This is a genomic window from Nocardioides sp. YIM 152588 (assembly GCF_040191335.1).
In the GTDB taxonomy this organism is placed as follows: Bacteria; Actinomycetota; Actinomycetes; order Propionibacteriales; family Nocardioidaceae; genus Nocardioides.
Map to the genome: position 1 here is coordinate 30,084 of NZ_JBEGDJ010000015.1, position 13,165 is coordinate 43,248.

Consider the following 13,165-nt stretch of genomic DNA (forward strand, 5'->3'; position numbering starts at 1 on the left):
CGCGGCCGCTCCTGCGAGGAGCGGCCGCCGCGTCCCCGTCCGGTTCACCCCTGGACCTCCACGTGCTCGAGCCGGGAGTCGCCGATGACGAGGGTGACCTCGGAGCCGGCGTGCAGCGCGTCGTGCGCGTTGGCCAGCAGGAAGAAGTACGTGCCGCCGAGGTCGAGCTCGCGCTGGTGGTGCGGCGGCGAGGCCATCCGCAGGGTCTCCCCGGTGCTCTCGGCGACCAGCACCGGGAGCCGGTCGTCGTCGTGCAGCACGGAGTACGCCTTCTCCGGGTCCACGACCTGCATCCGCAGCTCCACCAGTCCGCCGGCGGCGGTGACGGCGACGAGGTTGACGTCGACGCCCTCCGCCGCCGCCAGCTCGGCCCGGCTCAGGGCGGTCGTGCCGTCCCGGACGTCGGCGGGGTGCCGCGCGTGGTTCCAGGTGAGCAAGGCGGCGACGGCCACCACCAGCGCCAGGCCGACGGCGACCCGCCGCCGGCGTCGCTGCTCCGGGGACGGGGAGCTCGCGACGCCGACGGGGGCGCCTCCGACCGTCCCGGCGCCGGTGGTGCTGGAGGCCGGAACGCTCATGACGGGACCCTTCTCACGGGACATCGAAGGCGTCCACGTCGAGCCCGCCGGAGGTCATTCCGTGAGCCGTGCCGTCGAAGTAGGTCAGCCAGGTCCCGGCGTTGCGGAACACCACGTCCTCGTCCTGCACCGCGCCGAAGCCGGCGACCGTGGTGCTGGTGTTGGAGAAGGAGAGGTAGAAGTGCGTCGCGTCGACCCGGTCGTAGCCGTCGACGTTGGCACCGCCCGGGATGCCGTTCGCGGTGGCGTCGAACACCCGCGCGTACGACGTCCCGTTCCAGCTGTAGATGTCGGAGTTGTCGGCCGCTCCCCCGACGCCCGGCGGGTTGGTGTTGCCGGTGGTCGAGAGGTACATCGTGGCGCCGTCGACGCTCAGCGCGTCGATGTCGAGCGCGCCCGCCCCGCCCAGCCCGTGGGTCGACCCGTCGAAGTACATCGACCAGCCGCCGCCGTCCCAGAGGACCACGTCCTCGTCCGCCACCGTGCCGACGCCCGGGACGTTGGTGGTGAAGTTGGAGAAGGAGACGTAGAACTGCGTCGCGTCGATCCGGCTGAAGGCGTCCACGTTGGCGCCGCCGGGGATGCCGTACGGCGCCGCCGTCACGTCGACCGACCTGCTGTGCGCGGTCCCGCTCCAGCTGTAGACGTCGGAGTTGTCGGGCGTCCCGGTCACTCCCGGCGGGTTGGTGTTGCCGGAGGTGGAGTAGAACAGCGGCCCGCGCACCTGCAGCGTCGTGGTCCCGACGGTGCTCCAGTTGCCCGCCTCGTCACGGACCCGGACGTGCAGCGCGTAGTCGCCGTCGCCGAGGCCGTCGACCGGGACCGTCGCGGTCGCCGTGTAGGTCGGCCCGGCCCCGCTGACCGTCATCGCCGCGCCGTTGCCGACGCCGGGGTCGGCGCCCTGCCACCACTCCGCCCGGACGATGGCGCTGCTGGCCGGCGCCGGGTCGGTGGCGTCCGCGGTGAGCGTCACCGACGCCGCGCCGAGGGTCGGGTTCGGCATCGCGGTGACCGCCGAGACCGTCGGCCGCGTCTTGTCGACCACCAGCGTCGTGGTCGCCGTCGGGCCCCAGTTGCCGGCCGCGTCCCTGGCGTGGACGTAGATGGTGTGCTCGCCGTTCGACATCGCCGCGACGGTGGCGAGCGGGATGTCGGCGTACCCGCCCTCGGTGGTGTCGTTGAAGACCCCGTCGCTCGAGGTGAGCCCGATGCCGGAGCCGTCCGCGCCGACGGTGTCGATGAACGCCTCGGCGGCGGTGACCGGGCTGTTGACGCTGCCGGAGATCGGGTCCGTCATGGTCGTCGCGATCACCCTGACGGCCGGCACCGAGGAGCTGTAGGCGCGGGTGCCGTTGTTCGGCGACGGTGCGGCGGAGACCCCCGAGGTGAGCGGTCCGCTCTCGTCGACGGTCAGGTTGACGGTGACCACCTCGCCCCAGTTGCCCTCGCCGTCCTGAGCGTGGATCGAGACGACGTGCGCGCCCTCGTTGAGGCCGTCGAGCGTGGCCGGCGGGATCGTCGCGTCGAGGCTGGCGACGGGCGCGGACGGGTTGACGTCCATCGAGTTGCCCGAGCCGTCGGGACCGACGTCGTCGATGAAGTACTCGGCGGCGGCGATCACGGAGTTGCCCGACTCGCTGTCGTCGGCGGTCGCGGAGACGTCCACGCCGCTGCTGCTGGCGCCGTTCACCAGGTTGGGCGTCAGCAGCGGGCCGGACGTGGTCGGGCCACCCTGGTCGGCGCCGGTCACCAGGACCGAGGTGAACGGTCCCCAGTTGCCGGCCGAGTCCTGGCCGCGCAGGTAGTAGACGTGCTCGCCGGGCGGCACGCTGACCGCCGCGGTGACGTCCACCGACGGGGTACCGAACGTGCCGGTCAGGGCGGTGCCGGTCCCGGTGACGTCGTCGACGTAGTACTCGGCGGCGTCGACGTTCGAGCCACCGTGGCCTGCGCCGTCGTTCACCGTCGCGGACAGCGTGCCGCCGGCGACCGTCGATCCGCTCACCACCGGACCGACCTCGTCCGTCGCCGGCGGGTCGCCCGCCACGGGGATCTCGGCGAGCATGCCGCCGGTGCCGCCGGCGTTCGTGTTGTGCAGCCCGAGGCCCGCGTCGTAGACGAGCAGCTCGGTGTCGACCGACCGCGCGGCCGGCACGTCGACGAGCGCGTCGAGCGTCTGGCCGGGGCCGATCGTCTCGGCGACGTAGTGGCGGGCGTCGGTCAGCGGCGCGCCGTCGAGCGCGATCACCGTCTCCTCGGCACCCAGCACGCCCATCGAGTGGTAGCCGACGCCGGCGTTGACGAACCGGATCAGCTGCGTGGTGTCCGCGGTCGCGGCGACCGGCACGGTCTCCGGGTACGCGCGGCCGTTGACCGTGAAGTAGCGCGGAGCGAAGTTGCGCATGTCGAAGCCGGCCGGGTTCGCGGCGTTGCTGAGCGCCGGGTCGATCTCGCCGAGCAGCAGCACCTCGTCGTCGTCGTACGCAGTCGCCGCGTCGTCGTAGGCCTGGCCGGCGGTGGCGGGGAGCACCACGAGCGCGCCGTACAGGCCCATCGCGGGCTGGTGCTGCGCGTTGGGCAGCGGCGCGGCCTCGTAGAGGAAGGTGCCGGGCTCGCTCGCGGTGAACGTGTAGGTCTGCTGCTCGCCGTCGCCGATGCCGGTGAGGTCCGGCACCATCGGCTGACCCTGGATGAACAGGCCGGACTGCTCCCCGATCCCGTTGTGCAGCGTGATGTTGACCTCGTCGCCGGCGTCCACGGTGAGCGTCGGGCCGCCGGGGAGGAACGGGTCCGCCGGGGTGGCGGTCTCCTGGTAGGCCCAGGCCGTGACCGACTGCCCGCCGGGCATCGTCGCCGACCCCGCGACGGCGTAGAGGTCGAAGTTCTGCGTCGCCGCCTGCGCCGGCGGCGCCGTGACCAGGCTCAGCCCGGCCACGACGAGCGTCGCGGCGCCGAGGAGCGCGAGCCGCGCCTTGATGAGGCCTCGTGATGTCGTCATCGTGCTGCCCTCTCTCAGCAGTCGTTCGGCTCGGGCGGATCGATCCGCATGTACGTGATCGGGCCGGTCATCGTGGCGCCCCAGGAGGTGATCTGATACAGCGCGTGGTTGTGCGAGATGATGTAGTACTCACCGCACTGGTTCAGTGACGCGGTCCCGGGTGGCAGGGTCTCCCGGGTGCCCAGGTAGGGACTGCCGCTGTAGAACGTCCCGATCACCGAGTTCGCCAGGCTGGGGATCTCGACCGGCACCGGGTTGTCCGGGCTGTAGTCCTCCGCGTCGTACCACTTGAACAGCACGTCCCAGGTCTGGCCGGGCCCGATGTTGATCGCGAACTTCTCGAAGGAGAGGTCGTCGCCGGCGTCGTTCTCCAGCGGGTGGCCGTCGCGCCCGATCACGGTGCCGTTGTTGCCGTGCGGGTGGAACGGGTAGTCCTCGCTGCCGACGTTGAGGTAGCGCGCCATCCCGGGGAGCGGGTGGCCGCCGGCGTCGTACGAGTGGATCTGCGCGAGCGCGCCGTACGGCTGGGTCGGCAGCCAGGAGGCGCCGTTGTCGGCGATGCTGTCGGGGAAGCCGCGCCCGTTGATGAGCCAGTACCGCGCCTTGTAGTTGTTGACGTTGAAGTTCTTGCCCAGCTCGACCGCGCGGTGCTGGTAGGGGTCGATCTCGGAGAGCAGGACCATGAACTCCTCGCCGGCGGTGAACTCGCTGTCGTCCCGGTTGTAGGCGTGGGTGGCGCCGGCCGCCGGGCGCACGACCAGGGCGCCGAACAGGCCCATCCGCACCTGGGTCTCGGGGTCGGTACCCGACTCGTAGAGGAAGGTGCCGGGGCGTTCGGCGACGAAGCTGTAGGTGATCGTGCCGCCGTCGGCGGCCGCCGGGTCCACGAGCGAGGTGATCCGCCCGCCACCGTTGCGCGCGGCCCGGACGGGCAGCCCGTCGGCGAGCACGTCGCGCTGCCCGGGGAAGTCGATGGACGCGGGCACGGGGAGCGTGTTGTGGAGGATCACGGTGACCGTGTCGCCCTGGTTGACGCAGAGCACCGGCCCGGGGTGCTGGAAGCCGTCGGAGCCGCTGGAGTAGCCCCACATGAAGGCGGTGTTGCCGTCCGGGAGGCTGATGTAGCCGGTCTTGGTGGTGAGGTTGAAGATCGGGTGCGTCGCGTCGCCCGCGACGCCGTCGGTGCAGACCAGGCCGACGCTGTTCGGCGGGGCGGCGGCCGCCGCCTCGCCCGGCCGGGTGAGCGCGGTCGTCAGCGCGAGCACGGCGACGACGAGGAGGACCAGGGCGGTCGGACGGCTCCGGCCGGGGGTGCGGACGGGAGCCGCTGCGTCGCTGTGCGTGGGCGCCGAGCTGGACATGTCACATCCCCCAGTCGTTCGGGTAGGCCTGCGCGCCGATCGCGGTGCTGCCGGCGGGATACACGTGGATCTCGGTGGTCTGGCCCCCGTAGCCGTCCGGCGCGAGGTTGGTCGATCGCGCGTAGCTGCGGTTGTAGAGCAGGTACGTGTCCGGCCCCGTGCCGCCCGAGTGGTCGGGCGCGGTGAACAGGACGTCGTAGCTCTCGCCGGGCCCGATGTTGATCGTCTCGGTGACGTAGGAGGTGTCGGTGCCGTCCCGGCCGCGCATCGGCGTCGCGTCGCGGCCGACGACGGTCAGCGGGATGCCGGTCGTGGTCATCGCCGACTCGCGGAAGCCGAGGTTGGAGAACCGCAGCGCCACCCGCTCCCCCGCCTTGCAGGTGACCAGCGACGAGTTCGGCTGGAACTTCAGCTCGGGGTGCCCGTCCGGCGCGATCAGGTCGCCGTTCGCGTCGGTGACCGGGTTGAACGGGTCGATCGATCCGTTGGGCGCGATCGTGTCCGGGTAGACGCGGCCGTTGAGCAGGGCGAAGTCCGCGCGGTAGTCCGACCACTCGGGCAGCTGGATGTGCGCGTCGGCCCAGTGGGCCTCCGCCCAGACCTCGGAGAGGAACATCGCGTACTCGCGGTCGAACCCGGTCGAGCCGTCGCCGTCGTTGTAGAGGAACCTGGTGAAGCCGCCGATGTTCTGCCCGTCCTGGAGCGGCCGGACGAAGACCAGCCCGGTCATGCCCATGTGCACGTGCTCCACGTCCTCGACGTGGCAGTGGTACATGTACGTGCCCGGGTCGCGGGGCCGGTAGACGTAGGTGAACTCGCGGCCGGCCGGCACCGAGATCGAGCCGCTGGGCTCGCCGTCGAAGAACGGGATCACGTTGCGGAAGCCGTGCCAGTGCAGGGTGTGGGCGTCGAAGAGGTCCGGGCGCAGCTGGAGGCCGAGGTTGGTCAGCGTGACCGTGAAGTCCCGCGGGTTGTCCGGGTCGAACTGCGGCACCCAGAAGAGCGGCGCCGAGTGCTGCGCCTTGTACTTCTGGTTGTTGCGCTGCTGCGCCGTCATCCCGGTCAGGTTGCGGAACCCGAAGATGTAGGTGGTCAGCGGCGCGGGGGCCAGCGAGTCCGGGTGGAACGGCGCGATCGCGGGCGTCGGCGGCAGGTAGATCCAGCCGTCGGTGCCGCCCCAGTACAGGTCCGGGTCCCCCGGCGCCGACCGCGCGGGCTCCGGGTTGAGCCATCCGCCGGCCCAGGCGACCGCGCCGGTCGCCATCGCCGCCCCGCCGGCGAGCTTGAGGAACCTGCGGCGGTCGACCGCGGCCGCTGCGGCGATCGGGCCGGGGCCGCCGCCCGCACCGGGTGTCGAACTGGTCATGGCGTCACTCGCTTCCTTCCGTGTGCCGCGGGTCAGGGGACGTCGAGGGCATCGACGTCGAGAGCGAAGGTGGTCAGCCCGTGGGCGGTGCCGTCGAAGTACGTCGACCAGGTGCCGCCGTCGACCTCGACGACGTCCTCGTCCTGGGTGGTCCCGACCTGTGGCAGCGAGGCGTTGGCCCAGAACGAGAGGTAGAAGTGGCTCGGGTCGACCAGGTCGAGGCCGTCCACGTCCGCGCCGCCCGGGACGCCGTTGGCGCTGGCGTCCCAGACCCGCGCCATCGTGCTGCCGTCCCAGCTGTAGATGTCGGAGTCGTCCGGCGCGCCGCCGACGCCCGCGGGGTTGGTGTTCTGGACCGTGGAGAAGTAGAGGACGCCGCCGACGACGCTCACGGCGTCGACGTCCTGACCGGTCTGCCCGAGCCCGTGGCTGGTGCCGTCGAAGCTCACCGACCACGCGCTGCCGTTCCAGAGGACGACGTCCTCGTCCTGGACCGTGCCCAGCCCCGGCACGTTCGTGTTGCCGGCGAAGGAGGCGTAGAACTGCGTGCCGTCGAGCCAGGAGAAGCCGTCCGTGTCGGCCCCGGCCGGCAGGCCGTACGGCGCCGCGCTCAGGTCGAGCTCGCGGGTGAAGTAGTTGCCGTCCCAGCCGTGGACGTCGGCGTCGTCGGCCGCGCCGCCCACTCCGGGCGGGTTGGCGTTGCCCACCGTGGACAGGTAGAGGTTGATGTCGCCCGGCGGCGGGGGCGGCGGGGGCGGCGGCGCCGCGTCGGAGCTGGCCGCGAACGAGATCGCGTCGAGGTCCAGCCCGCCGGCGGTGAGACCGGCCGCCGTGCCGTCGAAGAACATCGACCACCCGGCGCCGTCCCAAGCCACGACGTCCTCGTCCTGGATCGTGCCGACCCCGGGGAGCGTCGTGCTCGCCGCGGCGAAGGAGACGTAGAGGTGCGAGTCGTCGATCCGGACCACCCCGTCGACGTCGGCCGAGGCCGGCACACCGTTCGCGGTGGCGTCCCAGGCCCGGGTGACCGTGTCGCCGTCCCAGGCGTAGAGGTCGGAGTCGTCGGGCGTCCCGCCGACGCCGTCCGGGTTGATGTTCAGGCTCGTCGAGAAGTAGAGGACACCCGCCTGGAAGTTGATCGCCTCCACGTCCTGGCCGGACTGGCCGAGGCCGTGGGCCGAGCCGTCGAAGTACGGCGTCCAGGTGCCGTCGTCCCAGTAGACGACGTCCTCGTCGGCGACCGTGCCCAGCCCCGGGACGCTGATGTTGGACCGGAAGCTGGCGAAGAAGTGGGTGTCGTCGACCCGCCCGAAGCCGTCGAGGTCGGCCGCCCCGGGCAGGCTGTAGGGCGCCGCCGAGAGGTCGAGGTCCCGGGCGAACGCGGTGCCGTCCCAGGTGTAGACGTCGGCGTCGTCCGGCGTCCCGCCCACGCCCGGGACGCTCACGTTGCCGATCGTCGAGAAGTACAGGTCGCCCGAGGCCGGGGGCGGCGTCACGTCGCCGCCGACCTCGTCGGACCCGGCGTCGAACCCGCCGAGCGCCGGACGCGACTCGTCGTCGATGTCGGTCGCGGGCGCGTCGACGCCACCGCTGCTGGCCGCGCCGAGGTTGCAGGCGGGCGACGCCGGGCAGCCGGAGAGGTGGTAGTCGCCCATCTGCTCGGGCGGCAGGTCGAGCGTGACCAGCGTGGCGTCCACGAACGCCGGGTTCTGGCGCCACGTCGCGAACGAGACGGACAGGTCGTAGGGGTCCACCACGCTCGGGTTGGCCCCGCTGTTGCTCGGGCTGGTCGTGTACGGGTGCTCGGCGCTGTCCTGCTGGACGATCGAGCTCGTCGGCGAGAGCTGCCCGGTGCCGCCGGCGACGCCGACGTCCCAGTGGTCGACCGGGCTCGGGTCGCCGGTCAGCCCGATGCCGGTCACCGACGTGCCCGCCCGGGTGCCGGCCCGGTTGTCCCAGAAGACGTTGTTGAACAGGGTCGGGTCGCTGAAGGAGGGCGCACCGCCCGGCAGCGTCGCCTGGAGCTGGTCGCTGTTGCTCGTCGAGGAGACGCCCGCGGCCACCGGCTGGCCGTCGGAGGTGACGGCGGTCGCGGTCGTCAGGTTCTTCATGATCGTGTTGTTGACGATGCGGACGTTGGGTGCGTCGTCGAGGGCCACACCGCCGCCCTCGTGGGTGGAGACGTTGTTGGCGATCGTGTTGTTCACGACGTTCATCTCGTCGGTCCCACCGGCGCCGCCGGCCATCAGGAACCGGATGCCGCCGCCGTCGTCGTTGGCCAGGTTGGCCTGGATCGTGTTGGCGTAGATGTCCACCGGACCGCTGCCCGGGGACAGGTCGTCCGGGTTGGCCGGGAGCTGGCCGGCGATCATGATGCCGCCGCCCTCGTCGTTGGACTCGTTGAGGTAGATCCGGTTGTGGTGGATGCGGCCGCCGGGGCTGCGGCCGTAGACGCTGACGCCGCCGCCGTACTCGAGGGAGAAGTTGCCGCAGATGTCGTTGCGGGCGATGTCGTAGTTGTCGGCGCCGGCGAAGACCCCGATCCCGCCCGCGAGGTTGGTGCCCGCGTTGGCGATGATGCGGTTGTCGGCGATGGTGATGTTCTCGTTGTGCTGGTTGGTGTCGGGGGCCGCCAGGTCCGGCGTGCCGAGCCGGATGGTGCCGTAGGCGCCCCCGTTGTTGTCGACCACGTTGTTCGTGATCTGCAGGTAGCGGGCGTAGGCGTTGGCGAAGATCGCCCCGCCCTGGGTGACGATGCCCGGCGGCAGCCCGGTGGGCCCACCCGTCAGGTCGTTGATGTTGCCCGGGAAGCCCTGCTGGTCACCGCCGCGGATGTCGAAGCCGTCGATGGCCGCCTTGTAGCCGCTGGTGAACTGGCGCGCCCGGCCCGCGGCCGTGGTGGCGTTCTCCGAGGCCAGGACGTAGACGGCCTCGCCGTCGCTGACGGCCTGGTTGCCGTCCCACTGGAGCCCGCCGATCGCGGTGTACCAGTCCGTCGCGAGCTGGGTGTCGCCGCCGAAGGCGCTGGCGTCGATGATCGACCCGGGCACGAAGGTCGAGCCCTGGAAGCCGCCCGGCCCGACGCCCTGCAGCTTCACCGGCGACGCCATGATCAGGTTCTCGTAGTAGGCGCCCCGGGGGTTGTTGCGCGGGTTCGACAGGTCGGGCTGACCCGGGTAGACGACGACCAGGTCGTCGGCGCTGGCCGTGTGGGCGGCGTCGAGCGCGGCCTGGATCGTCGCGTAGGTGTGGCCGGGCCCGACCTCGCGGACGGTCGGGCTGTAGCCGGCGCCGAGCACGTGGAAGGTCAGCCCGTTCACGGTGTGGGCGCCGTTGCTGCCGGTGATCCGCAGCTGGTGCGGACCGACCGGCGTGCCGGCGGGCACCGTCACGTCGATGTGGGTGCTCGTCCACCCGGAGGTGGGCACCTCGGTCCCGTCCAGGGTCACGGTCCCCGCGGTGCCGCCGAACCCGGTGCCCTCGATCGAGAACGAGCCGGAGCCGTCGACGTACGGCTGGGAGACCGCGAACAGCTGCGGCGTCGAGCCCGGCTGGGGGCAGCCGACCGCGATCGACTGGCCGGTGCTCGGGGACTCGACCTTGAGACCCACCTGGGTCGGCGCCAGGTCGGTCGGGATCTCCACGCCGGGCAGCGCCTCGAACTCGGTGGCGATGGTGCGGTAGCGCGGGTTCCAGTTCGGGTTCAGCCGGCCCGGGACGCCCGGGTCGTTGGCGACGAAGCGGTACATGTTCGCGCACATGCCGGACGGGGTCGGGCAGCTGATGTGGTTCGTCGACGGCAGCAGCACGTCGTAGACGCCGTTGAAGTCGCTCTCGAGCGTCTGGACCAGCCGGTTCTGGTAGTCGTAGATGCCGACCGGGGTGAACGGCACGCCCGCCTTCTCGCCGTACATCACCGAGCGCGGGTCGGCCGAGAAGTTGATGTCGTCGACGATCAGGCCGCGCAGCCGGCTCGGGATCGGGACGTCGGTGAAGATGTTGAACGTCGGCGCGATCGACTTGCCGTTGTTCAGCTCGACGAACTTCGTCTCGCAGCGCGGCTCGGGCAGGCCCTCGAACGGCGACCCGTCGATGCCCGCGAAGGTCGGGTTGTCGACCGGGGTGGAGGCCGGCACGGTCACGCCGAGCGGCACGTCGGTCCCGTCACCCACCACCTCGGGGTAGCCGTCGGTCCCCACCCCGGCGACGTCGACCGTGTGCAGCGGTCCGGCGCAGGCCGGCGGCGGGACCTGCGGGATGATCTGGTCGCCGTTGCCGATGTTGATGTCCTCCTCGCCGGTGGCCTGGTAGCGCGGGTCGCCGGAGGCGTCGTCCGGGATCGCCAGCCGGACCAGGTAGTCCCCGGCCGGCAGGGCGGTGAACGAGCCGCCGTCGCAGACGGGGTCGCTCGGGTCGGTGGCGTCGAGCGTGCCGTCGAAGCAGCCGTCCCCGAACCCGTAGTTGCCGTCGACGGAGGCGCCGAAGTTGGCGTCCGCGGTGCCCTGGTCGGTGGGATAGGCCCCGGTCTGGATGCCCTGCATGAAGCTGGAGATGCACTCGCCGGTGGTCTCCTGGTCGGTGGCGAGCACCTTCTCGTCGACGCCGTGCACCAGGGGGTTGCCGTCGACGTCGCGAGCGGTGCAGCCGGTCGGGCGCTGCCAGGTCTCGGTGAGGTAGGTGTTGATCAGGTCACCGGTCTTGTAGGAGCCGTCGGCGTCCAGCTCGTAGAAGCCGGTCTCGTCGCACGGGGCGTCGGGGGTGGTGCCGCAGTCGACCGGCGTGTACAGCTCGACGGGGATGTTCGGGACGCTCGGCTGCCAGTCCTCCGCGGCGGCGTACTGCGGGTCCGTCTCGTTGCGGGTCGTGTCGTAGCTGACGGTGCCTACGATGCCGCCGTTGCGCGGGTCGACCCCGCCGGCGCCGGTCGGGTCGTAGGCGTGGACACCCCAGTCGATCCGGCCGCCCAGTCCGATGATCGGCATCACGCTGAGGTCGACGCCGGCGCCCTTGATGGTCTTCTGCTGCGGCTGGTTGTCGGCCTGGTACGTGACGCCGGTGGTGTAGAAGAGGTCGTTGTAGGCCTCCATCACGATCCAGGAGCCGAGGGGGTAGGCGGCCTCGAACCAGTAGTGGCCGTTCGCGTCCGTGGTCGCGGTGTTCTGCCCGCGGTCCAGCAGGGAGTTGTCCGGCTTGCGCAGCGTCAGCGCGAAGTTGGGGATCCCGTTCTCGCCCGGGTCCTTGACCCCGTTGCGGTTGGTGTCGTTGAAGACGTAGCCCTCGTACTCGGTCCACCAGCCGTTGAGCGGGATGTTGCCCATGTTCTCGGTCGCGCCGTCGCGGATCGAGACGTTGATCAGGTTGAGGTTGTAGTCCTGGGGCTGGTCCCACCAGCTCAGCGAGTAGTCGCCGTCGGGGACGCCGGAGATGTCGAAGCTGCCGTTCGCGTTGCCCCGCCCGACCCAGACGGCCTGGTCGCCGCCGTTGAGGTCGGCCAGCGACAGCCACGGGCGGTCGATCGGGTGCTTGATCTTGGTGCCCGTGTTGCCGCCGAAGTAGTTGTACGACCCGCCCTTGGGGGGCGTGTAGCTGTTGATCCCGACGACCGTGCCGGTGATGTGGCCGCTCGCGGCGCCGTCCAGCGGCTGGCCGTTCTTGATCGGCGGCGCGAAGCCGAAGATCGGCTGGGGCACCTGCTCACCGGCGACCACGAACTCGGTGTCGTAGCCGGTGGCGCCCTCCATCAGCCACGTGTCCCAGTCGTGGTTGCCCTCGAGCGTGGTGGTCTGGATCCAGGTCTCGCTGTCCGGTGGCGTCACGGAGAGCGCGTACCGGTTCGGGCCGAGGTGCGGGATCGTGAGCAGGCCGTCCGCGTCGCTCAGGCAGGTGCCGCCCTCGACGTCCACGACCGGGAGCATGTCGGCGTCGAGGTCGGCGAGCGGGATCTCGTGGGTGTCGGGGTCCTCGCCGACGTACGTCGTGCAGAGGGCGTTGCCGTAGACGTCGGTGGTCAGCTCCCCGAGCGTGTCGGCGACGTGGCCCTGGAACCCGGCGAGCGGGGCGTCGCCGACGTCGAGGGTGCCGTTGGTCGGCGCGGTGTCGGAGAAGACCTGCGCGCGCAGCGTGGAGTCCGGCAGCGGGTTGGGCTGGAGCTCGACCTGCAGCGGGTCGGTGTCCGGCAGCGGCACCGTGAAGTGCGCGCCGTCGATCTTGTAGCCGTCGGCGAGGACCGAGATCAGGTAGCGCCCGTCGGGCAGGGTGAGCGTGCTGCCGCCGGTCAGGTCGGTCTCGTCGCCGTGGGCGTAGATCGGGCTGGACTCCCGGATCTCGCCGATCGACGGCCAGTCGCAGGAGCCCGGGTAGCCGGCGTCGGCGGTCGAGCAGCCGGTGCCCGCCTGCGGGCTGCGCTGGTCGGTGGTGCCGGTGTTGTCGACGTTGATCATCCACTTGAACTGGTCGACGGCGTCGCCCGCGCTGACGCCGGCGCCGCCGAACGCCCGCGGCTCGGTGCGCGCGCTGACGACCGCGATGCCCAGGTCGTTCGTCGGTGCGGCCACGGCGGGCCCGGTACTGACGGCGACGACGGCGACCGAGGCGAACGCCCCCACCACCGTCGCCAGGATCGTCGAGACGATCGTCGGGGTGCTCCGCAAACCGCGCATCTGCCTCACCTTTCGCGCGCCCGGATGTCGGCCGTTCGGGACCACGCTGCGCCCGCCGTCGCCCCGCGAGGCGGTTCATGACGCCGCCGTCATCTAGCGGTCATCGACCCGCGCTGGCGAGATGACGGCAGTCGGCGGCGCGCCGGCGCGCAGGACCGCCGCGGGCCGTCGGGGCAACCAGGCCGGCGGGGCCGCCGGGGCCA

The 13,165-nt window shown here is 71.6% G+C and carries 5 protein-coding genes; all 5 read right to left on the reverse strand.

Features of this window, described 5'->3' with window-relative positions; translation table 11 throughout:
• Window positions 1–44: 44 nt before the first annotated feature.
• From ABLM29_RS09825 to ABLM29_RS09845, 5 genes are read right to left on the reverse strand one after another with little or no spacing between them, the layout of a single operon-like run.
• On the reverse strand, window positions 45–578 hold the full coding sequence (locus ABLM29_RS09825) for a hypothetical protein (protein WP_349713918.1): 534 nt from the start codon (window positions 576–578) through the stop codon (window positions 45–47).
• Between the two features lie 13 nt (window positions 579–591).
• Window positions 592–3,576, reverse strand: a complete 2,985-nt coding sequence (locus tag ABLM29_RS09830) for a multicopper oxidase domain-containing protein (RefSeq protein ID WP_349713919.1) — start codon at window positions 3,574–3,576, stop codon at window positions 592–594.
• A 14-nt stretch (window positions 3,577–3,590) separates the two neighbouring features.
• The gene (locus ABLM29_RS09835) at window positions 3,591–4,937 is read right to left on the reverse strand and encodes a multicopper oxidase domain-containing protein (protein WP_349713920.1); all 1,347 of its coding nucleotides are present in this window, start codon (window positions 4,935–4,937) and stop codon (window positions 3,591–3,593) included.
• A gap of 1 nt (window position 4,938) precedes the next feature.
• A complete protein-coding gene (locus tag ABLM29_RS09840) occupies window positions 4,939–6,303 on the reverse strand; it encodes a multicopper oxidase domain-containing protein (RefSeq protein ID WP_349713921.1) in 1,365 nt (454 codons plus the stop codon).
• A 32-nt stretch (window positions 6,304–6,335) separates the two neighbouring features.
• The gene (locus tag ABLM29_RS09845) at window positions 6,336–12,962 is read right to left on the reverse strand and encodes an SdrD B-like domain-containing protein (protein ID WP_349713922.1); all 6,627 of its coding nucleotides are present in this window, start codon (window positions 12,960–12,962) and stop codon (window positions 6,336–6,338) included.
• Window positions 12,963–13,165: the final 203 nt, after the last annotated feature.